Source organism: Pseudomonas sp. JDS08PS003, from assembly GCF_045013505.1.
Classification (GTDB): Bacteria; Pseudomonadota; Gammaproteobacteria; order Pseudomonadales; family Pseudomonadaceae; genus Aquipseudomonas; species Aquipseudomonas protegens_B.
The window spans coordinates 4,053,527-4,079,374 of record NZ_CP120724.1 but is presented as its reverse complement, the minus strand read 5'-3'; the positions used below and the strand labels follow the sequence as shown (position 1 = coordinate 4,079,374).

The 25,848-nt window shown below is 63.4% G+C and carries 13 protein-coding genes and 3 pseudogenes; 3 read left to right on the top strand and 13 right to left on the bottom strand.

Features of this window, described 5'->3' with window-relative positions:
• Window positions 1-191: 191 nt before the first annotated feature.
• Window positions 192-338 (bottom strand): annotated as a pseudogene (locus P7C00_RS17995) (glutathione S-transferase); the annotation flags it as partial.
• 239 nt (window positions 339-577) lie between these two features.
• Between P7C00_RS17995 and P7C00_RS17990 the strand changes: the two are divergent.
• Together P7C00_RS17990 and P7C00_RS17985 are read left to right on the top strand one after the other, a co-directional pair.
• A pseudogene (locus tag P7C00_RS17990) lies at window positions 578-2,733 on the top strand (DUF3274 domain-containing protein).
• On the top strand, window positions 2,733-4,319 hold the full coding sequence (locus tag P7C00_RS17985) for a DUF2875 family protein (protein ID WP_404937006.1): 1,587 nt from the start codon (window positions 2,733-2,735) through the stop codon (window positions 4,317-4,319). The pseudogene P7C00_RS17990 and the gene P7C00_RS17985 overlap by 1 nt, the downstream one beginning before the upstream one ends.
• On the opposite strand, the pseudogene P7C00_RS17980 reads toward P7C00_RS17985, so the two are convergent.
• The 12 genes and pseudogenes from P7C00_RS17980 to P7C00_RS17925 all read right to left on the bottom strand — a co-directional run.
• Window positions 4,303-4,491: pseudogene (locus P7C00_RS17980) on the bottom strand (glutathione S-transferase); the annotation flags it as partial. The gene P7C00_RS17985 and the pseudogene P7C00_RS17980 overlap by 17 nt on opposite strands.
• A gap of 80 nt (window positions 4,492-4,571) precedes the next feature.
• A complete protein-coding gene (locus P7C00_RS17975; RefSeq protein ID WP_404937005.1) occupies window positions 4,572-6,530 on the bottom strand; it encodes an HAF repeat-containing protein in 1,959 nt (652 codons plus the stop codon).
• A gap of 355 nt (window positions 6,531-6,885) precedes the next feature.
• On the bottom strand, window positions 6,886-7,506 hold the full coding sequence (locus tag P7C00_RS17970) for a glutathione S-transferase (protein WP_404937004.1): 621 nt from the start codon (window positions 7,504-7,506) through the stop codon (window positions 6,886-6,888).
• On the bottom strand, window positions 7,503-11,147 hold the full coding sequence (locus P7C00_RS17965) for an AAA family ATPase (protein WP_404937003.1): 3,645 nt from the start codon (window positions 11,145-11,147) through the stop codon (window positions 7,503-7,505). The genes P7C00_RS17970 and P7C00_RS17965 overlap by 4 nt, the downstream gene beginning before the upstream one ends.
• Window positions 11,144-12,388 (bottom strand): exonuclease SbcCD subunit D C-terminal domain-containing protein, encoded by a 1,245-nt coding sequence (locus tag P7C00_RS17960; protein WP_404937002.1) that lies wholly within the window; start codon window positions 12,386-12,388, stop codon window positions 11,144-11,146. The genes P7C00_RS17965 and P7C00_RS17960 overlap by 4 nt, the downstream gene beginning before the upstream one ends.
• A gap of 255 nt (window positions 12,389-12,643) precedes the next feature.
• Entirely contained in the window at window positions 12,644-14,278 is a 1,635-nt protein-coding gene (locus P7C00_RS17955) for a BatD family protein (RefSeq protein WP_404937001.1), read from the bottom strand.
• On the bottom strand, window positions 14,275-16,017 hold the full coding sequence (locus P7C00_RS17950) for a VWA domain-containing protein (protein WP_404937000.1): 1,743 nt from the start codon (window positions 16,015-16,017) through the stop codon (window positions 14,275-14,277). Before P7C00_RS17950 ends, P7C00_RS17955 begins: the two co-directional genes overlap by 4 nt.
• The gene (locus P7C00_RS17945; protein WP_346636336.1) at window positions 16,014-17,090 is read right to left on the bottom strand and encodes a VWA domain-containing protein; all 1,077 of its coding nucleotides are present in this window, start codon (window positions 17,088-17,090) and stop codon (window positions 16,014-16,016) included. The genes P7C00_RS17950 and P7C00_RS17945 overlap by 4 nt, the downstream gene beginning before the upstream one ends.
• A complete protein-coding gene (locus P7C00_RS17940) occupies window positions 17,083-17,577 on the bottom strand; it encodes a DUF4381 domain-containing protein (RefSeq protein ID WP_346636335.1) in 495 nt (164 codons plus the stop codon). The genes P7C00_RS17945 and P7C00_RS17940 overlap by 8 nt, the downstream gene beginning before the upstream one ends.
• On the bottom strand, window positions 17,574-18,515 hold the full coding sequence (locus P7C00_RS17935) for a DUF58 domain-containing protein (protein WP_346636334.1): 942 nt from the start codon (window positions 18,513-18,515) through the stop codon (window positions 17,574-17,576). Before P7C00_RS17935 ends, P7C00_RS17940 begins: the two co-directional genes overlap by 4 nt.
• 5 nt (window positions 18,516-18,520) lie before the next feature.
• Entirely contained in the window at window positions 18,521-19,480 is a 960-nt protein-coding gene (locus tag P7C00_RS17930) for a MoxR family ATPase (protein WP_003218556.1), read from the bottom strand.
• Window positions 19,481-20,032: 552 nt separating this feature from the next.
• Window positions 20,033-20,389, bottom strand: coding sequence for a hypothetical protein (locus P7C00_RS17925; RefSeq protein ID WP_346636333.1), 357 nt, complete (start codon window positions 20,387-20,389; stop codon window positions 20,033-20,035).
• A 552-nt stretch (window positions 20,390-20,941) separates the two neighbouring features.
• Between P7C00_RS17925 and P7C00_RS17920 the strand changes: the two genes are divergently transcribed.
• On the top strand, window positions 20,942-25,801 hold the full coding sequence (locus tag P7C00_RS17920; RefSeq protein WP_346636332.1) for an NAD-glutamate dehydrogenase: 4,860 nt from the start codon (window positions 20,942-20,944) through the stop codon (window positions 25,799-25,801).
• Window positions 25,802-25,848: the final 47 nt, after the last annotated feature.

The window sequence follows — 25,848 nt, the reverse complement described above, 5'->3', positions numbered from 1 at the left end:
GGCAGAGCGTTTTGCTTACTTTTGTCTGGGCCGGCATTCCGGATTTTCAAAAGTGAGCCGCTGTAAGAGCGGAACCATAAGTGGCCACACCCGCAGCACCGGATATGTACCCCAACCCCGCTGTAAGAGCGGAACCGCCAGCCGCCACCCCCGCAGCAATGGATATGTCCCCCCCAACCCCACAATAAAACTCACGCCAAAGTCTTGGTCATGACCCCTACAAACAACTCCGACTCAAGAAACGCCTGCAACCACTCCTGCAAGGCGCGATAAGGCGTCTGCGCAAACCACTCTCGATCTACATGAGCAAACTGGCGAACAAACGGTACCTGTGACAGTGGGCCGCACTGCGCTCAGAACGCTTTGAGATACTTCCTAGATTTACTCGCTGGCTCTTTTGTTATGGTCTGGCGCCGGTTTTTTTGCGCAGCATCAGTAGAGGGTCAGGTCTGGCACCCGTGTCGTCAGGCCAAACCATTCAGCCCTGCTGCGCAGCCTCGTCCCTGAAAGGATTGGACGTGATCCGGCTGGACGACGTGAAAGGTTGTCTTTCAGGCCATCAAGGAGCAAATGCACAATGAATGACGCCGTTCGGATGAGGACCATTTGCACAGGCCAGGCAATCACCATGCCGGGCGGTGGTGACGTGCACCTGATCGCGACCCCGCCCAAGCCCTGCGTGACCATCGTCGTGCATGGGGTCAACGACCTGGCCGGTTGCTACGAGCGCATCGAGCGCGGCTTGTGTGCGGGGCTGAATGAACGCCTGGACATGCCCTCGGTGCTGCCCAACGGGGTGAGCAGCCCAGGTTTTCTCCGGCCGGCCAGCTACAGCCTGCCTGAGGACGATGATGGCAAGGCGACCAACCCGGATGCGGTTACCGGCGCAAGTTCAGTGCCGCGGATACGCGAAGCGTGGTGATTCCGTTCTATTGGGGGTTTCGCGAAGAAGAGGGGGCAATCAACAAGACCGAGCCCCACGGTGAATGGCTGGACCGCAACAACAACCGTCTGGACAAGGCCGGCACCCTGGAGGGGGGCCATTTCGTCAATGCCACCACCAACCTTCCCGATATGTGGGGCAAGGGTTTCAACGGCAAGCTGTTTGGGTTCATTTCCCTGGACTTCTTTGCCGGTGAGCTGACCCACCCGTTGTTTTCCGCACCTGGCCGGCGCTACATGGTGCTGGCCGCCATGCGTCTGGCGATGTTGATCAGGATCATCCGCAAACGCTACCCGAACGACACGGTGAACGTGGTGGGTCACAGCCAGGGCACGCTGATCAATCTGCTGGCCCATGCCTTTCTCAAGGATGACGAGGTTCAGGTACGCCCGGCCGACGGCGTGGTGATGATCAACTCCCCCTATAGCCTGCGTGAGCCCACCACGGAGAAGTTTCAGGGTTACGGCAGCCAGCAAACCTCAGAAGCGCGCATTGCGACCCTGGAGGGGATCCTCAAATACATCGCCGGAGCGCCCAATCCGTACCCGGCATTGTCGAGCGTCGCCCTGAAAAACTGCCAGGGTGATGGCGCCATTGGCGGGTCGGGCTGGAGCGGCGGGCCTGCGTCGCAAACCACCATCGATGGTAAAAAGATTTCGTTCAACGAGCGCGATAACCGCGGCAGTATCTTTCTGTACTTCACCCCTCAGGACCAGACCGTCGGCCTTGCCAACGTGCAGGGGATCGGCTGGCAGGGCGTTGACGAACACCTGTATGGCAAGCCGGTACGCAGTACCTTGCCACTGAGCTTTCACCAACGGATCTTTACCCTGCGCAAACGCGGCGAGAAAAAAGAGCTGATTGGCCTGCACACGCCACCCTATGTCTATCCATTGCTGTTGAAGGGTGAGGACACCTGGGAAGACACCGGTCTGCCTTGCCTGCAGCGGATGTCCGTGGCCCGCGCCTCCCTTGAACAAGGAAAGTCGGTGATGCTGACCGCGCCGTTGTTGCCGGTGCCTGTTGAAACCAACTTTGACGCCGATGGCACGGTGGTCATGCCGGGAGCGGACTCAAACAGCGGTGTCTATCAGGTCAAGGACACACTGGCGCCCATCGATGCGTCCATCGCGATCAGTAACGGCGCCTGGACCTCCGAAAGCAGGCAATACGCCAAGCTGGATTCGATCGATGAGGCCGTCGCCTTCAAGTACGGACGCGATATTGCCAGCGTCAAAGAGGCGCTCAATGAAGGCAAGGACACGGCAGAACAGACCCACGTGTTTGTCGCCCGAGCGACAGACAACGGCAAGGTGCTGGTGACCCGTTCAGAAACCCCCTACGAGGCTCGTATGCGCCTGCAAGGGGGAGGCAAAAACGGCGAGCATGAAGAGGCCCTGTCGTTTCACTCGGCGATTCCCAACAACCCTGACCATAGCCGGCGAGTGCTGGCTTATGACGTGGCGATTGGGGCGGGAGAGAGCGTGGATGATGTGACGTTTTATGCGTATTTGTGTCGGGTGGCGGATTGGCGGTTGGATTGGAAAGCGAAAGACAGTGGAGGACGAGGTCAAGCTGATGCTGAACTTGACGTTCCAGATGAGGCTGTGCAGGAACTCTATCGGGAGGAAACATCTGGTAATCGCAACTTAATCAACTCCACAGTGACGTATCGAACGTGTGGCGAATTGCCGGATGCCGTAAAGGACAAAATGCCTTCTCTGGTAGCTACTCAGTCTCTGGCGGGACGCAGAGCGGGCAATCCTGTCCGTTTGGGAGGGCCCGTCTGATGCACCGCATACTTACGTATTGGTCTTTCTCCGGCTTGCTACTGATCAGCCCACTGATTCAGGCCGCCGAAACCTCACTGACATCCATTCGCTGCTTTGCCAGTTCGGCCACGCCCGTGACTGCTTATACCTTGGCCAAGAAGGCTTCCAACATGACCGCTGAAACTCGCTATCGTGCACCCACTACTTCGTATCGATTGGAAACTCTGGATGTGCTCAGCATTGGCATAAGCCTGGATGTATTTCGGCAGGGGCAGACCTGGCAGGCTTTGCAAGAGCAGAGTGCGAAGCAAGCGGAGTCACTGCATGTCGGCAGTATCTTGCCCATGGACCCGAAGAAGTATCCGGTAACTGCCGATGATAAGGACATGGCCTGGGAAAAACGTAAGGCGGATGCCCTAGAAATGGGACTGCGAAGTTTTTTAGAGAAATGGCCAATCCCTACTATTACAGTGGTCGGTGGTTGGAAGCCTGAAATACCGAACCTGCGTTTCACTCCAAGTGAGACTCGTGAAATGCTCACCAGCATGGTGAATAGTTACCGTACAGAAGCGGGTTTGCATTGGCACCGGATTCGTAATGTGCAGGATGGCATTGTCTGTAATGACACTCCCGAAGGATTGCTAGAAAACCTATTCCAGCTATTTGAGCGTCATCCGGATCTCCCGGCTGTACTGGTTTACAGCGTTGAAGGCTTCAACATGGCGTTGTCATTGACAACGAAAGGCAATAAGCCAATAGGACTTGGAACCGGCCCTCGACAACCAGGAGAGCTCACCGACTCAATGGTCGCCCTGGTCATCGGCCGTCCCGAACGCGTCGAATGGCTGCGTTACTACGCATCCTTCACCAAGGTCAACAAGAACAGGATCGATCCCGAGTTCACCGGCTGGGGTTGGCGTAAACCTGCCGTGGAGTTCCAACCTTCAGAGTTCATCCCTCAGCCCTGGACCGAACGTGCTCTTGAGCAATGGGACGCTTTACCGGTGCTGGCCCAGATCCATCGCCCGGTCACCGTTTCCCTGCAGCGCCCTGACACCGGCGAACGCCTCAAGCGTGAAGCCCTGAGTGCGCAACTGGCCGCAGGCTGGAAAAAAGCCATCGACGGGATTGCCCCAGCACCGGCCCGGTTGTTCTACGACGGTGGTTTGAACAGCGTGCCACTGGCCGAACTGATGCCTGCGCTCACCATTGCCCATAGCACCCTGGATCTGCTGGACTCCCGTGAAAGCTACGACCTGACTCAACGGCTGGGCGATACCGGCGCTGCCTCACCTTTCGTGGGCATTGCCTTGGCCACCATGGCCAGTTACCAGAACGCCGACACCAGTGTGGTGATGCCCCTGCGTCGCAAGGACCAGGCAACCATCATCACCATCACCTCACCGACACCCGGTAAAAAACCTCTCGACAACAGGTTCGGCGTCAATCTGATGCCGCAAACTGCCAGCACAGACACTAAGCAACCCGCGCCCGCAAGCAATCCGGCAGCCCCTTCTTTGGCGAAATTTGAGAATGACGATTATGCAATCGAAGAGTTTGTGGCCAGCCTGAAACCCAAGGGCGACTGGATGGATGATTTGTAAGCTTCGGCCCCAGCAGGCCATCCAACCGAGCGAGAAATGCCTTGCCCTGGCTCCGGTAATGCGCCATGAGCGCTTCGGGATAGCGCTCGGCGTACTTGTAGCGATTGAGGTGCGCTTTGAACACCTGGTCATTCTCGGCAATCAAGGCCGCCATCTGCGCCTGGTTCCCGGGCCTGCCCGAGTCACTGATTGGCGAACGTGCACAAGGGGCCTCGGCCGCACGCGATCTCGGGCAGGCTGGATAGGCTGCCGTCAGAACTGATAAGTGAAGGCGGTCTGAATGCCGGTCACATCTTTGCCGCCTGGCTGCTGTGCCCAGAACACGCCCGTATGGACGGCGCTGTGTTGGTTCAGGGCATAGCTCACTCCTGTGCCTGCGCCCAGGCGAGCGTTGTGCTGTTTTTCGGCCTGGTAGGTGTATCGCCCCAGATACTCCATCCGGGCTTGAAAGGCGTCACGGTTGTTGCGCAGGTCCTGGGTCAGTTCCAGGTTGGCACTGAGTTCAAGCTGCTGGGTGAGCTTCCTGGCGCCCCGTACACCGACGTTCAGGCTGGTCGTCGTGCGGCCCATTTTCGCGTAGCTGGCCGCAAACACCGCGCCGCTGTTTTCGCGATAAGCCTGGCGGCTGACCTGCGTCTGGCTGAGGCCGAGATACGGCGTCAGGGTCATCGCATTGAGCATCACGCCATAGGCGCCTTCTATGCTGAAGGACTTGCCGCGCAGGCTCGAACGCCCTTGGCCGGCTTCGGTATAAGCCAGTTGTTCGCGTGTGATGTCGACCTTGGAAGACACATAGGCTGCGGCCACACGGCCCTGCCAACCCAGCCCGTGACCTGACTCATCAACGGCCGCGAAGATGGCGACCGCCGGTGCTGCCGACCCTGCCTTGGCGTAGTTGTCCGGCAGTTGCTGATCGAGGTCCTGATCCAGGGTGACGCCCAGGCGCAGATGCTCGGTGGGACGAACCCCCAAGGTCAGACTCATGGTGGTCTGCTTGGCCCCGCTGTTGCGACTGTAGCTTGGGCCAACACCGATACAGAACGAGCCACTGTCGATCTGGCATTCCTGGCTCATCAATCGAGCCAGTTGCGCGCTGCGCAAATCGAGCATCCCCCAGGCCCGATTGGCGTTCTTGGCCATGGCGGTGCGAGTGTTGTCCAGGTCGACAAGGTGGGAGCCTGTGTCGGTGATTTTCCACAGCGCGGCGTGCATGGCACCTTCACCCGTCAGGCTGAGGCCCACGACAACATTGCCGTCAGCGGAGACGCCGGTCGCCGCTGACGTTTCACCGCCTAAGGTGCCCAGGTCGACCATGCCGCTGGCATCGGTGTGCCTGAATGCGTGGGCATAGCCAGTGGCCGTCGCGGCTATACCCACGATGACGGCACCGTCGGCGGAGGCGCCATAAGCAAAGGAATCGCCACCCCAGGACTCCAGGCCGACCATGCCGGCGGTGTCAGTGTGTTTGAACGCCTGCGTAGCGCCTGTGGCGGTCTTGGCCATTCCCACGATAACGTTGCCGTCAGCCGAGATGCCTAGCGCCTGTGAGGTTTGGCCTCCCAGGGTGCCCAGATCGATCATGCCGGTCGCGTCGGTGTGCTTGAAAGCGTGTTGCGTGCCTGTGCTGGCATCGATATCAGCGTGTCCCACGACGATGCTGCCGTCCGCAGACACGGCAGTGGCATGGGAGTAGCCGCTGTTGCCCGCATCCAGGGTGCCCAGATCGATCATGCCGATCGCATCGGTGTGTTTGAACGCACGATAGTCGCCATTGGTTGTAGTCGAATCGCCTACGACAACGGAGCCGTCAGCGGATACGCCCGTGGCCTGTGAGGTAAGTCCTCCCAAGGTGCCCAGGTCGATCATGCCGGTTGCGTCGGTGTGCTTGAAGGCGTGAGCGTTGTTACTGGAGACGCCGGCGAATCCCACGACCACCTTGCCGTCAGCGGATGCGGCCTTGGCATAGGATTGAACGCCACCCAGCGTGCCCAGATTGACCATGCCGGTGGCATCGCTGTATTTGAACGCATATTGATTGCCGTTCGCGAACGCAGTGCCGACGATGAAGTCGCCGTCAGCCGATAAGCCATAGGCTACCGAGCCATCACCGCCCAAAGAACTTAAGTCGATAGTAGTGTCGGCACAGGACTGTGCTGAATAAATCACTCCATAGATCAGTATTAATGCGGCTGTTGCAAAAGGCGATTTCAATGTAATGAACCTGGCAATATAGGAAATGATTACAGCGGCCTGAATAATGGAAGTTTTTTATGGGCGAGCAGGCTACTGCCGAGGTAGAGGCTTGGTTTGCGCAGTAATTAGGCTTTGAGGCCAGTCTGGCTTGGGGGTTGGCCGCTTTGGGCGTGATGGTGTGAATCGAAGTTGTATTGCTTACATGAGGGGAGTAACTAGGCGCGTAAAGTGATTGTCGCGTTGGGTATGAACTTAATGAGTTGGGTTAGTTTAGTTATTAGTTGTGCATGAAGTCTTTAGGAAAATTCTGAAAGCCTGTTGGTTTCGGCAGCTCAACCTATTTGAAACTGCCGATCCGCGCCTCTTATGAAAGTTATTGTTTGGCCATGACCGCCAGAAACAAATCTGATTCGAGCCCCCCCTGCAACCACTCCTGCAAGAAGCGATAAGGCGTCTGCGCAAACCACTCTCGATCTACATGAGCAAACTGGCGAACAAACGGCAGCAGCGCCATGTCCGCCAGGCTCGGATGCTCCGCCAGCAGATAGCGTTGCTCTTGCAGCAGGCTATCCAACTGCGCCAGAAACACTTCCCCCTGGGCCCGGTAGTGCTCCATGGGCGCTTCGGGATAACGCTCGGCGTACTTGTAGCGATTGAGGTGCACCTTGAACACTTGATCGTTCTCGGCAATCAAGGCCGCCATCTGCCTCTGGGCCTCGGGGGCGCCCATGAGCCGCCAGTTGTCCGGATCATGCTGGTCCAGGGCCCAGTGCATGATCTCCAGGCTTTCATCGATTACCCGATCCTCCACCGCCAGCACCGGCACCGTGCCCTTGGCCGACAGCGCGAGCATCTCGGCCGGCTTGGCCTTGAGGCTGACCTCGACAATCCGCAATTGCACCCCGGCATAGCGCAACGCCAGCCGCGCGCGCATGGCGTAGGGGCAGCGGCGGAAGGAGTAGAGGGTCGCCCCGGGCGTTGGCAGGTTGCTCATTTCACCTCCAGGGTGCTCAGGCCATTGCCCTGGCGGCTGACCTTGATCTGCACCGGAATCCGTTCGTGCATCTCCTGCACGTGGGAAATCACCGCCACTTTGCGCCCCTGGGCCTGCAGGCCGTCGAGGGCGTCCATGGCCAGTTGCAGGGACTCGGGGTCGAGGCTGCCGAAGCCTTCGTCGATGAACAGCGATTCGATCTTCAGGGTGCTGGAGGCCATGGACGCCAGCCCCAGGGCCAGGGCCAGGGACACCAGGAAGGTCTCGCCGCCGGACAGCGAGTGCACCGAGCGCAGCTCGTCGCCCATCTCGGTGTCCAGCACCAGCAGGCCGAGCATGCTGCCGCCGCGCTTGAGGCGGTAGCGGCGCACCAGTTGGCGCAGTTGGGCGTTGGCGTGGTGGACCAGCAGGTCGAGGTTGTAGGCCTGGGCGATCTTGCGGAAGGTGTCGCCGGTGGCCGAGCCGATCAGGGCATTCAGACGGGCCCAGCGCTGCCACTCGTTGTAGGCCTCGCTGATCCGCTGGCCCAGGGCCTGGTTGGCGTCCTGGCGGCGCTGGTCGTCGGCCTGTTGCGCCCGCAGTTCCGCCACTTGCTGTTCGCTTGCGAGGGCTTGTTGTTGCAGCGCTTCAAGGGCCTGGAGCAGTTGTCCGGCCTCCAGGTTGCCGTTGTGCTGGGCCTGGTGCTGTTCCAGGCGTTGCTGGCGCTCCTGGAGCAGGACCTTGGCTTGTTCGATGGCCTTGTCGTTGGCCTGCAGGCGCTGGCGCAGCTGCGCAACGTCGGTGTCATCCAGTTCCAGCAACTGTTGCAGCCCGGCGTCATCCAGTTCCGGGTGCTGGGCGCGCCATTGTTCGATGCTGCCGAGCAGTTGCTGCTGTTCGCTTTCCAGGGTCTGCAGACGCTCTTGCCGGGCCTTGAGCTCGGCGCTCAGTTGGATCAGTTGCTGCTGCAGCTCCTGCTGGTCCTGCTGGGCCTTGGCCTGGGCGGTGCGGGCCTGTTCCACGGCTTGATCGAGCTGCTGCTGCCAGAGTTCGGCGCTAGGGTGCGATCCCAGCAGGGCGGCCAGCCTGTCCTGGCAGGCCTGCTGCTGTTGGCTCAGGGCGTCGAGCTGCTGCTGAGCGTCGCTCAGTTGCTGCTGGCGGGTCAGTTGGCGGTCCTGTTCCTTCTCCAGCAGCAGTTGGCGCTGCTGTTGCTCTTCGGTTTCGTCCTGACGTTCGCGCAGCTGTTCGATGCGTTGCAGGACCTGCTGGTCCAGCTGCATGAAGGTGCTGGCCGGGTCGCGGCGCAGGCCTTCGAGCACCTCGGCTGGCAGCAGGTTGTTGAAGCTGGCCAGTTCTTCTTCGAGACGCTGTTGGTCGGCGGCCAATTGCTCCTGCTGTTTGTGCAGATGCTGGGCAGCCTGCTGGCTGGCTTCGAGTGCTTGCTGCAACTGTTGCTGCAGGCGTGTAGCGTCTTTTTGCAGGGTCAGCAAGGCATCCAGGCGGCCTTCATCCTGGGTGATGCTCTGCTGCAACTGCTCCAGTTGCTGGCGTAGCCAGGCATCGCGTCGAGCCGGGTCCTGGTCCAGCAGGCTGGCACTCTGCGGATGCGCTTGCAGGCTAGGGGCCAGAGCCTGTTGCTGGCTGGCCAGTTGTTCCTGTTGCTGGAGGAATTCCTTCTGTTGGGCGATCAGGCCCTGGACCTGGGCCCGCAGTTCGTTGAGCTGTTCCTTGAGGCTGTCCACCGCCTGGCGGGCGTTGGCTTCTTCGCTTTCGTCATGGCGCCCCAGGCTTTGCAGTAGGGCTTCGGGCTGGTGATAGGGGTGCTCGACGCTGCCGCACACCGGGCAGGGCTGATCGTCCTGCAACTGCCCGCGCAGCTCCTCGACACTGGCACTGCGGGCCAGCCGCTGGCGTTCCAGCAAGGCCTGGGTGACGCTCAGGGTCTGCTCGGCGACGCTCAGTTCGGCCTTGGCTTGCAGGCCGGCCTTGTTCAGTGCTTCGCGCTGGACGGCCACGGCCTGTTGCTTGTCTTGCAGTGCCTGGCCGCGCTGGTCCAGTTCCTGTTGCTGGGCCCAGAGTCGTGCCAGCTCTTCGGTGGCCCGTTGTTGCTTGCGGTTGTCCTTGAGCAGGCCGTCCAGCAGTTGGATCTGCTCGGCTACGGCCTGGGGCTCGGCACCGGCTTCGCTGTAGAGCAATTCAAGGTGGCTGCGTTGTTCGGCCAGTTGCTGAGCCGCGGCGCCGGCTCGCTGTTCCAGGGCCGGCAGTTCGGCCTGGCCCTGGTTCAGGCGGTTACCGATCAGCATCAGTTGCTGCAGGCGTTCGCGGTAGAGCGTCCAGGCTTCGCTCAATGGGGCGAGGGCGGCGCTGTGCGCCAACTGCCCGGCAATCCGCTCCAGGCGCTCACCCACCAGACGCTGCTTCTCCAACAGTTGCTGGATGCTTTGCTGGCCTTCGGCGCTGGCGCTTTGCGCACGGTTACGGGTTTCGCCGGCGTCGTTCAGGCTCTGGCCAAGACGACTCAGGTTGCCCTGCTCGGCAAAGGCTTCGCGCAGCAGCGGGACGCTGTCGCTGTGCTGGCTCTGGGCCTGGGTCAGGGCGCTGCCGGCGTCGAGCACTTGCTGTTGCTGCTGTTGGTGACGTTGTTGCAGCTCAACCTGTTGCGCGGCCTGCTGCTCGATCTGTTGGCGCAGAGGCTCCAGGGCTTGGTGCAGCTCGATCTGGCGCAGGAACTGGTGACGCTGCGGCGCCAACTGCTCCAGCCGTTGCAGGCGCAGGCGCTCCGGGGCCAGGGTCAGGGCTTGCTGCTCAGCCTGTTGCAACTGCTCGGCGGCGTCTTGCTGCGCCTCCTGCCACTGGCGCAATTCCTTGAGCCAGCTGTGCTGGGCTTCCAGCTGCTTGAGCTGGGCTTGCTGGGTCTTGAGCTGTTGCTGGGCGTCGTTGAAGCGTTGATCCAGTTCGGCCCGGGCCTCGGGCTCCAGGGGCACGATACCGCTGGCCTGGGCCTCGAGCGCCTTGTGGACCTCTTCGGCTTCCTTGCTCTTGCTGTAGGCGCGGCGCCCCAGCTGGCTGTAGATCGCGGTGTTGGTGAGCTTTTCCAGGAGCTCGCTGCGCTCTTTGTCGTCGGCCTTGAGGAAGGCGCTGAACTCGCTTTGGGCCAGCATCACGGCCCGGGTGAACTGCTCGAAATTCAGCCCCAGCCGGGCTTCGATCAGCTGCTTGTATTCGTTCTTGCTCTGGTTGCTCAGCAGTTGTTCGCTGTCCAGGTCGGTGAGGTTCTGCCGGCTGGCTTGCAGCTTGCCGTTGGCCTTGTCGCGGGCGCGGTTGGCTTCCCAGCGGGCGCGGTAGCGGCGTCCGTCGATGCCGACAAAGTCCACCTCGGCATAACCGCTGCCGGTGCCCCGGCGCAGCAGGGTGCGCGGGTCGCTGGTGAGAATCTCGCTGTCGACTTCCGGGACCTTGGTCTCGCGGCCGATATTGTTCAGCCGTGGCACCGCGCCGAACAACGCCAGGCACAGGGCGTCCAGCAGGGTGCTCTTGCCGGCGCCGGTGGGCCCGGTAATGGCGAACAGCCCGGCGCTGGCCAGGGGCTCGGCGGTGAAATCGATCTCGAACGGGCCGGCCAGGGAGGCCAGGTTCTTCAGGCGGATGGCCAGGATCTTCATGGCTGTTCACCTTCTTGCTGAATGTCCTGCAACAGCAGGGCGAAATCCTTGAGGGTGGCTTCGTCCACCTCGTTGGCGTAGGCATCGCGCCAGGCCCGGCGGAACAGTTCTTCGGGGCTCAGCTGATCCAGTTCGATCAGCTCGGCGCCACTGTCTTCACCGTCGCGACCGCCATTGCCGGCGTATTCGGCGGCAATCCGTACCAGGCGCACGGCCTTGCCTTGCAGGGCGCTTTCCACTTGCTGGCGCAGGTCCGGTTGCGGCTCGTCCAGGCGCACCCGCACTTCCAGCCAGGGCTGGCGCTGTTCTTCGGCCAGCAGGTCGATGTCCGGCAGCTCGCCGAGCTGGGCCAGGATGTCCCCCAGGGGGGCCGGGCCCAGGCGTTGCAGGTTGACCGCCCGGGGAATCAGCCGCGGTTCGACGCTGACCAGGGTCTCGCCGTCCAGGCGCACGTCGAGGATCTGGTGCTGGTAGCCGATCTCGGAAAACGACAGGGGAATCGGCGAGCCGCTGTAGCGGATGCGCTCCTCGCCATTGACCTTCTGCGGCTTGTGCAGGTGCCCCAGGGCCACGTAGCTGACGTCCGCACCGAACAGGCTGGCGGGCAGGGCCTCGGCATTGCCGATGATCAGGCTGCGCTCGGAATCTTCGGACACCGAGCCACCGGCCATGTGCGCATGGCTCACGGCGATCAGGGCCTGCCCCGGCTGGCGCTTGGCATTGGCCGCGGCGATCAGCCATTCATGGACCTGGGCGATGCCCTTGAGGTAGTCGTCTCCCAGGTGCGGGCCGGTGACTTCCGCCGGGCGCAGAAAGGGCAAGGCCAGGCACCAGCCGGCAATCGCTCCGCTGGCGTCGGGCAAGGGCAGCAGCAGGCGTTCGGCATCCAGTTGGCCGTCATCCAGCCACAGCACCCGGCCCAGGGCGTGGGTGCGCAGGCGGCGCATCAAGGGGGCGGGCAGTTCGATACGCGAACCGGAATCGTGGTTGCCAGCGATCATCACGATGGTCAGGGCCGGCTGTTGCTCGTGGGCGCTGACGATGAAGTCGTAGAGGCGTTCCTGGGCTTTGACCGGCGGGTTGACGGTATCGAAGATATCGCCGGCGATCAGCAGGACGTCCGGTTGCTCGTGCTTGAGCTGGCGCAGCAGCCACTCCAGAAAGCAGGCATGTTCGAAGTCGCGTTCCTGGCCGTGGAGGTTCTGGCCCAGGTGCCAGTCGGAGGTGTGAAACAGACGCAAGGCAAGCTCCGCATGAAAAAGGCTGGCCGCACAGAAAATGACCGCGGCGAAAGGGTCGAGAGTTTACTGGCAAACGCGTGTTTATGCCCGACGCTGCGGCAAATGCAGGCGCGATTGGCCCCGCGAGGCGCTACGGGGGGCGGTTGCTGTAGGAGCTGGCTTGCCAGCGAAGGGGCCCGCCCAGGCGCTGCATGACTTACGGGCCTCTTCGCCGGCAAGCCGGCTCCTACGCGGAGGGGACTGCGCGGCAGCGGGTTATTTGGGATACAGCGGCGGCAGGCTGGTGGTGTCCGCGACCGGGTCCTGGACCCGGTCGTTGATGGGGATGGCGCGGATCGCTCGCCATAGCTCTTCACCTTGCCAATATTGGCCGGTCTCGCTGTAGAGGGCGCCATTGAGGCCGTCCAGGGCGTCGGACAGGGGGATGAAACGCGCGGCCATGTCGGCCAGGGTTTCCGGCTGCTGGCGCGCCCAGGCGTCCAGGGCCTGGCGAGTGGCCTGGGGGTCGTTGGCCTGGCAGGCACGCTTGAGGTCGTCCAGCAGCGAACGTGGGCTGGGCCCGGTCTGGGCCGCGCGCAGCACCGCCGGTTGCCAGCGGGCGCGCCACCACAGGCCGAAGCCCAGCAGGGTGGTGCAGGCCAGCAGCAAGGTGCTCAGTTGCCACAGCCACAGGTTGCCGCTGTCGACGCTGATCGGCGCGTTGCCCGCCGGGGTGTCCACCACCAGGCTCGGGTTGTTCGCCACTTGCAGGGTCCGCGCCGGCAGGCCGGTCTGCTCCAGGCGGTCTTCCTGGGTGTTCCACCAAGTGATCTCGAGGGCCGGCAGTTCGACCTCGCCGGTGCGGGTCGGCACCAGGGCCTGGCGGTCTTCGCGAATCCCCAGCAGGCCGTGCTCGACGTGCTGGTTGCTCAGTTGCGGCTGGTCCGGGTAGCTGCGCAGGCCGTTGATCTCGGCCTGGGGCAGCGGTGGCAATTGGGCGCTGGACAAGCCCTCGGCACGCAGGGTCAGGCTACGGGTCAGGGAATCGCCCACCTGCGGGTGATCGGGCTCCGGGTTCCAGCTTTCACTCAGGCTCAGGCTGCGGGCCGGCAGCCAGGGGGCATCGGCGGGATAGGTGGCAGGCTTGGCCAGCACCTGCAGGGTCATTTCGGCGGAGCTGACGTGGATCAGCTTGCCGGGCTTGGGGGTCTGGGACGTGGGCTCTGTGCCGGTGCCCGGGTTGGCTGGGGTGGCGGTGAAGGTCAGCGCCGGAATCTGCAGTACGCCGCTGCGCTGGGGATAGACGGCGTAACGCATCTCGATCACCCCATGGCGCACGCCATTGATGAGTTTTTCGTAGGTGCGTGGCTCCCCCAGTTGCTCGATCCGGGCGTCGCTCAGTTGCAACGGGCTCAGGCTGCTGTCGTCGAACAGCGGCACCGAATGGTAGATGTGCAGGGTCAGCAGGGCCTGGGCCTGGACATAGACCTTGGGCTGGTCCAGTTCAGCGTCGATGAACACCGGTTCCAGGCGGGCGTCCTGATCCTGGACCGGGCTGGCGTTGACCTGCAGGGTCAGCGCCTGGCTCTGCAGGTCGCCCAGTTGCAGCGGGGCGATCTCCAGGGTGCCGGTCAGGCGCGGCAGCAAGGTGACGATCCAGCGGGTGCTGGCGTGGCTGTCGCCGAGGCTGTTGAGCTGGTTGACCTGGCGCGTGCCGCGCACTTCGAACTGACTGTCCAGGGGCGTCAGGTCGGGCTTGCCGAACTGGGTGACATCGGTGGACTCCAGAGTCAGCTCGACGGTTTCCCCGGAGTTCACCTGGCTGCGGTCCAGGCTGGCGAGCAGCCCGGCAGCCTGGGACTGCGAGGTCCAGAGCGCGAGGGCAAGCAGAAGGGCGGTGCAGCGGGTCATCGAATTTTTCCCTGATCCTGATGTTGTTGCTGTTCGTACCAGAATTTACGCCTCAGCAGTTCTCCCGGATCGTCCGGGATCTTGCGCAGCCATTGCTCCAGCGCCTGCTGGTGTTCAGCGTCCAGGCTGTCCTGTGCCGGACGCAAGGGCGTGGTGGTGTGCTGGTCGTCCAGCTCACTGCCGGGCACCTCACTGTGGCCATTGCTCTGTGGGGCGGGCGCTGTGGCCTCGCCCTCGTTGGCCGGTGGCTGCCCGGGGTTGTCCGGGGTTTCGCTACCGGTGGCCGGCTGGGTGGCCGCTCCGCTGGGTCCGGGGTTGTTGCTGGCGTCGCTGTCGGGGTTTTCCGGCTTCTGTGGCGGCGTTGGCGGGGTGGCTTGCTGCTGTTGCAACAGGCTTTCCACCAGGGCCTTGTTCTGGAGTGCCGGCTGCAGGTCCGGCTGGCGTTCCAGGGCCTGTTCATAGGCGTCGATGGCAGCTTCCAACTCACCACTGCGCGCCAGGGCATTACCGCGATTGTAGTGGGCGCGGGCGTCGTTGCCTTCGGCAAAGCGCTCGGCGGCGGCATTGTAGTTGCCAGCCTCGTACAGGGCCACGCCTTGCCACTGCGGGTCCTGGAAGTGCCGTGCGGCTTCTGCCGGGCGCTGCTGTTCCAGCAGGCGCCGGCCTTGCTGGTCGGGGCGCAGCCACAAGTCGTTGAAGTCGAAGGCGTAGCTGGGCTGTGGCAGCCCGAACAACAGCAGCGGCAAGCAGAACAACCAGCCCCGGCGTCCGGCGCAGGCCGCCAGCAGCAACAGGGGCAGCAACAGCCAATAGCCCTGGTCGGCCCAGGTGTCCAGGCGCAGGGTCTGGCCGTCGCTGCGCACGCCTTGAGGCCCCCCCGCGAGGCCCAGGGCCTTGAGGTCGCTGTCGTCCAGGCGGGCCTGACGGTAGCGGCCGCCCACCTCGCCGATGAACTGCTTGAGGTCCGGGCTGTCCAGGCGCGACACCAGGATCGCCCCCAGGTCGTCCTTGAGATAGCTGCCGTCTTCCAGGGCCACCGGGGCACCGTCGCGGCTGCCGATGCCGAGCATCAGCAATTGCGGTGCTTCACCGTCCAGCGCCTGGCGGATGCCCTGGCGCTCCTGTTCGCTGAGGGAGGAGGCCATCAGCAGCACCCGGCCCTGGCCCAGGGCGCCCTGGTCCAGCAGCTTGAGGGCCTTGAGCAGGGCCAGGTCGGCGCGCTGGCCGGCCTGGGGCATGATCGATGGCTTGAGGGCGTCCAGCAGGTTGCGGCTGGTGGCCAGATCGTCGGACAGCGGCACCAGGGTGTGGGCGCTGCCGGCGTAGACCACGATCGCGGTCTGGGCGTCGCTGCGCAATTGCAGCAGGTCCAGCAGTTTGTGCCGGGCCTGTTCCAGGCGATTGGGCGGCACATCGTTGGCCAGCATTTGCGGGGTCAGCTCCAGCAGCACCACCAGCGGGTCGGCGGGTTTCTGGCTGGTTTGCTCCACCCGCTGCCAGCTCGGGCCGAGCAGGGCCAGCACTGCCAGCAGCCAGGCCAGGCCCAGGGCGACCCAGGGCAGTTTGCTCTCGCGGCCATTGCCGCCACTGAGCAGGGCGGCATGAAAGGCCGGCGGCAGGATCATCTGCCAGCGCCCGGCGCGCTTCTGCCGGTGCCAGAGTTTCCATAGCAGCAGGGCCAGCATTGGCAGCACCAGCAACCACCCGGGACGGAACCAATGGGGCCAGAGGCTGATCATCGACGCCTCCGCAGACGCAGGCGCTTGAGGCGCTGGCGCCAATCATGGGTCGGCTGCAGAAAGTGTGACTGGGTGAAGAAGCGTTGCAGCGGGTTGTGCGGCCAGCGCTCGCGCAGCACCAGCAACACGCTGAGCAGCAGCGCCGTGGCCAGGGGCCAGTGGTAGAGGGCCTGGGCCGGGCGGGCCTGGGTCGGTTGCTGGGCCACCGGCTCCAGTTGGTCGAGGGTTTCCTTGATGGCTTGCAGCTCCTGGCCGTCACGGGCACGGAAGTAGCGCCCGCCGGTGACTTCGGCCAGTTCCTTGAGGGCCGGCTCGTCCAGGTCCAGGCTCGGGTTGAGCCCCAGCACGCCGAGGGTCGCGCTCTGGTCCGGGTCGGCACCGATGCCGATGGGATAGATTTTCACCCCTTCCTCGGCGGCCAGGCGCGCGGCGGTAATGGGCGGGATTTCGCCGCCGTTGTTGGCGCCGTCGGTGACCAGGATCAGCACCCGGCTTTGCGCCGGGCGCTGGCGCAGGCGCTTGAGGGCCAGACCGATGGCATCGCCAATGGCGGTGTTCTTGCCGGCGATGCCGATCTTCGCTTCGTCGAGCCAGACCCGCACCGTGTGCCGGTCGAAGGTCAGGGGCGCTTGCAGGTAGGCTTTGCTGCCGAACAGGATCAGGCCGACCCGGTCGCCTTCGCGGTGTTCGAGAAAGTCCCCCAGCAGGTGCTTGACCAGGCTCAGGCGACTGACGTCTTCGTCCTGCCATTGCATGTCGGGAAAGTCCATGGAACCGGAGACGTCCACCGCCACCAGCAGGTCGCGGCCGCTGGCAGCCACCGGCAGCGGCTCCCCCAGCCATTGCGGACGGGCAGCGGCCAACAGCAGCAGGACCCAGAGCAGGATGAACCGTGCCTGCTGGCGCCAGGCCGGCAGGTGGGCGCGGGCCCGGCGCTTGGACAGGCCTTCCAGGTCACTGAGGAAACTCACCTTCAGCGCCGGCTCGCCGCTGTCGGCCACCGGTAGCACCAGGCGCAGCAGCCAGGGCAGCGGCAGCAGGGCAAAGATCCACGGCCAGGCGAACTCAAACATGTTTGCGAATCCAGGTGTCCACCGCCTGGGTCAGGCCGGCGATGGCTTTGTCATCGAGCTTGCACTCGGGCTTGTAGGCGCCTTCCACCAGCACCATCCAGCGGGTCAGGCCGGCGGCGGGGCAGCGGTTGTCGAGAAACGCCAGCCACTTGCGGCCATTGAGGGTGTGGCTCTGGCTGTAGGGATAGTGGTTGCGGCACAGACGCTTGAGCAGGGCGTTGAGGGCCTGCAGCCAGGCTCCCGCCGGGGCGCCGTCATAGGGCTTGGGCAACAGCGCCAGTTCTGCCAGGGCCGCCAGGCGCACCGGGTCCAGGGGTTGTTCGCTGCGTGTGCGCACGGCCTTGCGCGGCCACAGATGACGCCAGCGCCAGATAGCGAACCCGAGCACCGGCAGCAGCAGCGCCAGCAACCACCAGCCTGGTGCTGGCGGCCACAGGCTCACCTGCGCAGGCAGCAGCAGCGGTTGCAGTTGTTCCAGGCTGCTCATCGGCCGGCTCCCGGACGCTGCGGATTGAGGTATTCGCGCAACTGCTCGACCATCTCGCTCTGGGTGCTCAGGGGCATCAGCAGCACCCGCAGCTTTTGCGCCAGACGCTCCCAGCGGGCAATCCGCGCCTCGCTCATGGCCCGGTAGGCCTGGCGCAGCTCGTAGTTCAGGGTGTCGAGTTCCAACTGGGCGCCGCGCTCGGCAAAACGCAACAGGCCAGCGGCGGGCAGGGCATGGTCCAGAGGATCGGACAGGGGCATCAGCAACAGGTCGCAATGCCGCGACAGCAGGCTCAGTTGCTGCTCGGCGGCGTCGCTCAGGGCGCGCTCGTCGCAGATCACGATCACCAGGCTGCCGGGACGCAGCACTTCACGGCCGCGCAGCAGCGCGGTGCCCAGGGCATCACGCTGGGGCTGGGCGTCGCTGTGCAGCGACTGGTTGACCCGCACTAGGCGGTTGAGCAGTTGCAACAGGCTTTGCTTGCTGCGCCGCGGTTTGATTTCGTAGTGCTCGTCGTCGCCGTAGACCAGGCCGCCGACCCGGTCGTTGTGGCCCAGTGCGGCCCAGCCGATCAGGCTCGCGGCCTGGGCCGCGAGTACCGACTTGAACATCAGCCCGGAGCCGAAGAACAGCTGGCGGCTCTGCTCGACCATGATGAAGATCGGCCGTTCGCGCTCCTCGTGGAACAGCTTGGTGTGGGGCTCCTGGGTACGGGCGGTGACCCGCCAGTCGATGGTGCGCACGTCGTCGCCGGCCTGGTAGACCCGCACCTGATCGAAGTCCACACCGCGTCCGCGCAACTTGGAGTGGTGCAGGCCGATCAGCGGGCTGCGCTGGCTGGGGGTGGAGAACAGCTGCACCTCGCGCACGCGATGGCGCATCTCGATCAGCTCGCCGAGGGTGATGCGAATGCCGGGTTCGGCGATGGCTTGAGTCATGGAGATCAGGCGACGGCAACGACGTCGAGGATGCGCTGTACCACACGGTCCTGGTCGATGCCTGCCGCTTCAGCCTCGAAGGACAGAATGATGCGGTGGCGCAGCACGTCGAACAGCACGGCCTGGATGTCTTCCGGGCTGACGAAATCGCGGCCGGCGAGCCAGGCGTGGGCCCGGGCGCAGCGGTCCAGGGCAATGGAGCCGCGAGGGCTGGCGCCGTAGGCGATCCACTCGGCCATTTCTGGGTCGAACTTGGCCGGGGTGCGGGTGGCCATCACCAGTTGCACCAGGTATTCCTCCACCGCGTCGGCCATGTACAGGCCGAGGATTTCCTTGCGCGCGGCGAAGATCGCCTGCTGGCTGACCCGGCGCTCGGGCTTGGTCTCGCCATTCAGCGCTTCGCCGCGGGCCTGCTGGAGAATGCGGCGTTCCACGGCAGCGTCCGGGAAACCGATCTTGACGTGCATCAGAAAGCGGTCGAGCTGGGCTTCGGGCAGGGGATAGGTGCCTTCCTGCTCGATGGGGTTCTGGGTCGCCATCACCAGAAACAGCGGCGACAGTTCATAGGTGCTGCGGCCAACACTGACCTGACGCTCGGCCATGGCCTCCAGCAGCGCCGACTGGACCTTGGCCGGGGCACGGTTGATTTCGTCGGCCAGCACCAGGTTGTGGAAGATCGGGCCTTGCTGGAACACGAAGCTGCCGGTTTCCGGGCGATAGATCTCGGTGCCGGTGATGTCGGCGGGCAGCAGGTCGGGGGTGAACTGAATCCGATGGAATTGCGCTTCAATGCCTTCGGCCAACTCTTTGATGGCCTTGGTCTTGGCCAGTCCTGGAGCGCCCTCGACCAGCATGTGGCCGTCGGCGAGCAGGGCGATGAGCAAGCGCTCGATGAGTTTTTCCTGGCCGAGAATCTGCGTTGAAAGAAAGGTTCGCAGCGCCAATAGCGCTTCACGATGTTCCATCGGTGACTGTTCCTGGAGAGGGTGCGCCCCGGGCGTTGAAATAACGTCGGGGCTGGGGGCGATACTTTAATCCATAGCGGGGGTCGGCGACTAACGGGGAAAACCTGATTTAGCCAATTAGTCGAAAAAAATCCGTGTTTTATTCAGCCCCACGCGCCATCTCCCCGTAGGAGCCGGCTTGCCGGCAAAAGGGTCCTTGAGCCATGCATCGTTCTTGCGGACGCCTTCGCTGGCAAGCCAGCTCCTACGGAGGGACCGCGCAGCAGAAAGTTGTAGGAGCCGGCTTGCCGGCGAAAGGGCCCCTGAGCCATGCATCGTTCTTGCGGACGCCTTCGCTGGCAAGCCAGCTCCTACGGAGGGACCGCGCAGCAGAAAGTTGTAGGAGCCGGCTTGCCGGCGAAAGGGTCCTTGAGCCATGCATCGTTCTTGCGGACGCCTTCGCTGGCAAGCCAGCTCCTGCGGAGGGACCGCGCAGCAGAAAGTTGTAGGAGCCGGCTTGCCGGCGAAGGGGCCCTTGAGCCGTGCATCGTTCCTGCGGACGAACGAGGGCGCTCAGGACAACTGGCTGATATAGGTGCCGGTGCCCTTGAGGATGTTCTGCAGGGTCGCTTCCACTTCGGCCAGGTCCGAGGCGGCGGTGCTGTGGCGGATTTCCAGGTGGTCGGAGCCGTTCAGGGCATCGGCGTCGGCCGCGGCGATTTCGATCAGCAGGGTGGTGGGGCTCAGGGTGACCTTGACGCCATCGAGGGTCGAGGGCTCGCCGTCGAGGGTGATTTCCAGTTCGTCCTCGTCCGGGTAGCGGCTCATCAGGAACATCTCGCCCTGGCTGCTGTGGCAGCAGAGCATGGCCATGTTGTCTTCTTCGTCGTCGCAAGGGTTGGCGATCAGGTGGGCAGTGGTCATGTGCATGGCGTATTCCTGGGGCTGGGGCCGGCAGCGGCCGGACGGTGCAAAAAGAAGCAATTCTGCCAGCCCGATGGAATTTCTGCTGGCCTGTCTGTCAGAGAACAGGTCGTGAACGCAAACCGCCTGCAGAGTCACTTCTGGTACGCAAGTACCGTGAAACCGGGAGAAAACCCTGATTTTTCTGTACTGGCTGCTAGTGTTGTTCAGGGCACCTTCAGCCGGTTGCGTGCCGTTGACCGAATATGTCGCAGCATCGCAAGCAGCTGTCGCGTTCCACTCGTTAAGCTGCGCAGCGGACAATTTGTTCTCAAGTGCAATAGGTTGCGTCTGATTTGCGATGGTCACCTGTAAAGGCATTGCGCGATATGCAAGCGCCAGTCGTTTTTGCAGATGCCCATCCCGGGAAGGTGAATGTGACCTGCGCGTCTCGTCCAGCTTCACCCACCTGGCATCCTGCAACCTCTGCCCGAGACCAGGATCAGGATGCACCACCGCCCCGCAAGGGGTTTGCACGCGACGCTACCATCAATAACAAGCCCAAGCGGAGTACCACAGATGGCGTTCTTCACCGCAGCCAGCAAGGCCGACTTCCAGCACCAACTGCAAGCGGCACTGGCGCAGCACATCAGTGAACAGGCACTGCCACAAGTGGCGCTGTTCGCTGAACAATTCTTCGGCATCATTTCCCTGGACGAACTCACCCAGCGTCGCATGTCCGACCTGGCGGGCTGCACCCTTTCTGCCTGGCGCCTGCTTGAGCGCTTCGATCACGCGCAACCGCAAGTGCGCGTCTACAACCCCGATTACGAACGTCATGGCTGGCAGTCGACCCACACCGCGGTGGAAGTCCTGCACCATGACCTGCCGTTTTTGGTCGACTCGGTCCGCACCGAGCTCAACCGTCGCGGCTACAGCATCCACACCTTGCAGACCACCGTGCTCAGCGTACGTCGCGGCAGCAAGGGCGAGCTGCTGGAAATCCTGCCCAAGGGCACCCAGGGCGAGGGCGTGCAGCAAGAGTCGTTGATGTACCTGGAGATCGACCGCTGCGCCAACGCTGCCGAACTCAGCGTGCTGGGCAAGGAGCTGGAACAGGTACTGGGTGAAGTGCGCGTCGCCGTGGCCGACTTCGAGCCGATGAAGGCCAAGGTCCAGGAACTGATCGAAAGCATCGACAACAGCCAGTTCGCCATCGCTGCCGATGAAAAGACCGAGATCAAGAGCTTCCTGGAATGGCTGGTGGGCAACCACTTCACCTTCCTCGGCTACGAAGAGTTCGTGGTCGGCACCGATCAGGATGGCGGGCATATCGAATATGACCCGAGCTCGTTCCTCGGCCTGGCCAAGCTGCTGCGCGCCGGCCTCACCAGCGATGACCTGCGCATCGAAGACTACGCCGTCAACTACCTGCGCGAACCGACGCCGCTGTCGTTCGCCAAGGCCGCGCACCCGAGCCGCGTGCACCGTCCGGCCTACCCGGACTTCGTCTCGATCCGCCAGATCGATGCCGACGGCAAGGTGATCAAGGAATGCCGCTTCATGGGCCTCTACACCTCTTCGGTGTACGGCGAGAGCGTGCGAGTGATTCCCTACATCCGCCGCAAGGTCGAAGTCATCGAGCAGCGCTCGGGCTTCCAGGCCAAGGCGCACCTGGGCAAGGAACTGGCCCAGGTCCTGGAAGTGCTGCCACGGGACGATCTGTTCCAGACCCCGGTGGACGAGCTGTTCAGCACCGTGATGTCCATCGTGCAGATCCAGGAACGCAACAAGATCCGTGTGTTCCTGCGCAAAGACCCCTACGGTCGCTTCTGCTACTGCCTGGCCTACGTGCCGCGCGACATCTATTCCACTGAAGTGCGGCAGAAGATCCAGCAAGTGCTGATGGATCGCCTGCAAGCCACTGACTGCGAATTCTGGACCTTCTTCTCCGAGTCGGTGCTGGCCCGCGTGCAGTTGATCCTGCGGGTGGACCCGAAACAGCGCATCGACATCGATCCGCTGCTGTTGGAAAAAGAAGTGGTGCAGGCCTGCCGCAGCTGGCAGGACGACTACGCCAGCCTGGTGGTGGAAAGCTTCGGCGAAGCCCACGGCACCAATGTACTGGCGGACTTCCCCAAAGGCTTCCCGGCCGGCTACCGCGAGCGTTTTGCCGCGCACTCGGCCGTGGTGGACATGCAGCACCTGCTGAGCCTCACCGAAGCCAACCCGCTGGTGATGAGCTTCTACCAGCCCCTGGGCCAGGTCTCCGGCCAGCGCGAGCTGCATTGCAAGCTGTACCACGCCGACACCCCGCTGGCGCTGTCCGACGTGCTGCCGATCCTGGAAAACCTCGGTCTGCGGGTACTGGGTGAATTCCCCTATCGCCTGCGTCACAACAACGGCCGCGAGTACTGGATTCACGACTTCGCCTTCACCGCCGCCGAAGGCCTGGACCTGGACATCCAGCAGCTCAACGACACGCTGCAGGACGCCTTCGTCCACATCGTGCGTGGCGATGCCGAGAACGATGCCTTCAACCGCCTGGTGCTGACTGCCGGCCTGCCTTGGCGCGACGTGGCGCTGCTGCGTGCCTACGCCCGCTACCTGAAGCAGATCCGCCTGGGCTTCGACCTGGGCTACATCGCCAGCACCCTGAACAACCACACCGACATCGCCCGCGAGTTGACCCGGTTGTTCAAGACCCGTTTCTACCTGGCGCGCAAGCTCACCAGCGAAGACCTGGAAGACAAGCAGCAGCGTCTGGAGCAGGCGATCCTCACCGCCCTGGACGACGTTCAGGTGCTCAACGAAGACCGCATCCTGCGACGCTACCTGGACCTGATCAAGGCCACCCTGCGGACCAACTTCTACCAGACCGACGCCAATGGTCAGAACAAGTCCTACTTCAGCTTCAAGTTCAACCCGCACCTGATCCCCGAGCTGCCCAAGCCGGTGCCGAAGTTCGAAATCTTCGTCTACTCGCCACGGGTCGAAGGTGTGCACCTGCGCTTTGGCAACGTCGCTCGCGGCGGCCTGCGCTGGTCTGACCGTGAAGAGGACTTCCGTACCGAAGTCCTGGGCCTGGTAAAAGCTCAGCAAGTGAAGAACTCGGTGATTGTGCCGGTGGGTGCCAAGGGCGGTTTCCTGCCGCGTCGCCTGCCACTGGGCGGCAGCCGGGACGAGATCGCGGCCGAGGGCATCGCCTGCTACCGCATCTTCATTTCCGGCCTGTTGGACATCACCGACAACCTGAAAGACGGCGCCCTGGTGCCACCGGCCAACGTGGTGCGTCACGACAACGATGACCCGTACCTGGTGGTGGCGGCGGACAAAGGCACTGCGACCTTCTCCGACATCGCCAACGGCATCGCCATCGACTACGGCTTCTGGCTGGGTGACGCCTTCGCCTCCGGCGGTTCCGCCGGTTACGACCACAAGAAGATGGGCATCACCGCCAAGGGCGCGTGGGTCGGCGTACAGCGCCACTTCCGCGAGCGCGGCATCAATGTCCAGGAAGACAGCATTACCGTGGTCGGCGTCGGCGACATGGCCGGCGACGTGTTCGGCAACGGCTTGCTGATGTCCGACAAGCTGCAACTGGTGGCCGCGTTCAACCACCTGCACATTTTCATCGACCCGAACCCGAACCCGGCCACCAGCTTCGTCGAGCGCCAGCGCATGTTCGAGCTGCCGCGTTCGGCCTGGACCGACTACGACACCAGCATCATGTCCGAAGGCGGCGGCATCTTCTCGCGCAGCGCGAAGAGCATCGCCATCTCGCCACAGATGAAAGAACGCTTCGACATCCAGGCCGACAAGCTGACCCCGACCGAACTGCTCAACGCCTTGCTCAAGGCGCCGGTGGACCTGTTGTGGAACGGCGGTATCGGCACCTACGTCAAGGCCAGCACCGAGAGCCACGCCGACGTCGGCGACAAGGCCAACGACGCGCTGCGGGTCAACGGCAACGAGCTGCGCTGCAAAGTGGTGGGCGAGGGCGGCAACCTGGGCATGACCCAGCTGGGTCGTGTGGAGTTCGGCCTCAATGGCGGCGGTTCCAACACCGACTTCATCGACAACGCTGGTGGCGTGGACTGCTCCGACCACGAAGTGAACATCAAGATCCTGCTCAACGAAGTGGTGCAGGCGGGCGACATGACCGACAAGCAGCGCAACCAGCTGCTGGCCAGCATGACCGACGAAGTCGGCGGCCTGGTGTTGGGCAACAACTACAAGCAGACCCAGGCCCTGTCCCTGGCGGCGCGCCGTGCCTACGAGCGTGCTGCCGAGTACAAGCGCCTGATGAGTGACCTGGAAGGCCGTGGCAAGCTGGACCGCGCCATCGAGTACCTGCCGACCGAGGAGCAGCTCACCGAGCGCGCCGCGACCGGCAAGGGCCTGACCCGTCCAGAGCTGTCGGTGCTGATTTCCTACAGCAAGATCGACCTCAAGGAAGCCCTGCTCAAGTCCCTGGTGCCGGATGACGACTACCTGACCCGTGACATGGAGACCGCGTTCCCGCCAAGCCTGGTGGCCAAGTTCTCCGAAGCCATGCGTCGCCATCGTCTGAAGCGCGAGATCGTCAGCACCCAGATCGCCAACGACCTGGTCAACCACATGGGCATCACCTTCGTGCAGCGCCTGAAGGAGTCCACCGGCATGAGCCCGGCGAACGTCGCCGGTGCCTACGTGATCGTGCGGGACATCTTCCACCTGCCGCACTGGTTCCGTCAGATCGAAGCCCTGGATCACCAGGTCTCGGCTCAGGTGCAACTGGAGCTGATGGACGAGCTGATGCGTCTGGGCCGTCGGGCGACCCGCTGGTTCCTGCGCAGCCGTCGCAACGAGCAGGATGCGGCGCGCGACGTCGCGCACTTCGGTCCGCACCTGGCGGCGCTGGGCCTCAAGCTCGACGAACTGCTGGAAGGCCCGACCCGTGAAGGCTGGCAGAACCGTTACCAGGCCTATGTCGAAGCCGGTGTGCCGGAGTTGCTGGCGCGCATGGTGGCAGGCACTACCCACCTGTACACCCTGCTGCCGATCATCGAAGCCGCCGACGTGACCGGTCAGAGCGCAGCCGATGTGGCCAAGGCCTACTTCGCCGTGGGCAGCGCCCTGGACTTGCCGTGGTACCTGCAGCAGATCAGCGATCTGCCGGTGGGTAACAACTGGCAGGCCCAGGCCCGTGAAGCCTTCCGCGATGACGTGGACTGGCAGCAACGGGCGATCACCATCAAGGTTCTGCAGATGGCCGATGCGCCGGACGACATGGAAGCCCGCGTGGCCCTGTGGCTGGAGCAGAACGCGAGCATGGCCGATCGCTGGCGCGCAATGATGGTGGAAATCCGTGCCGCCAGCGGCACCGACTACGCCATGTATGCAGTGGCCAACCGGGAACTGCTGGACCTGGCCATGAGCGGTCAGTCGGTGCTGTAACGGCCTGACCCCGCCCTGAACCAAAAAAGCCCCGTATCTTGCGATAC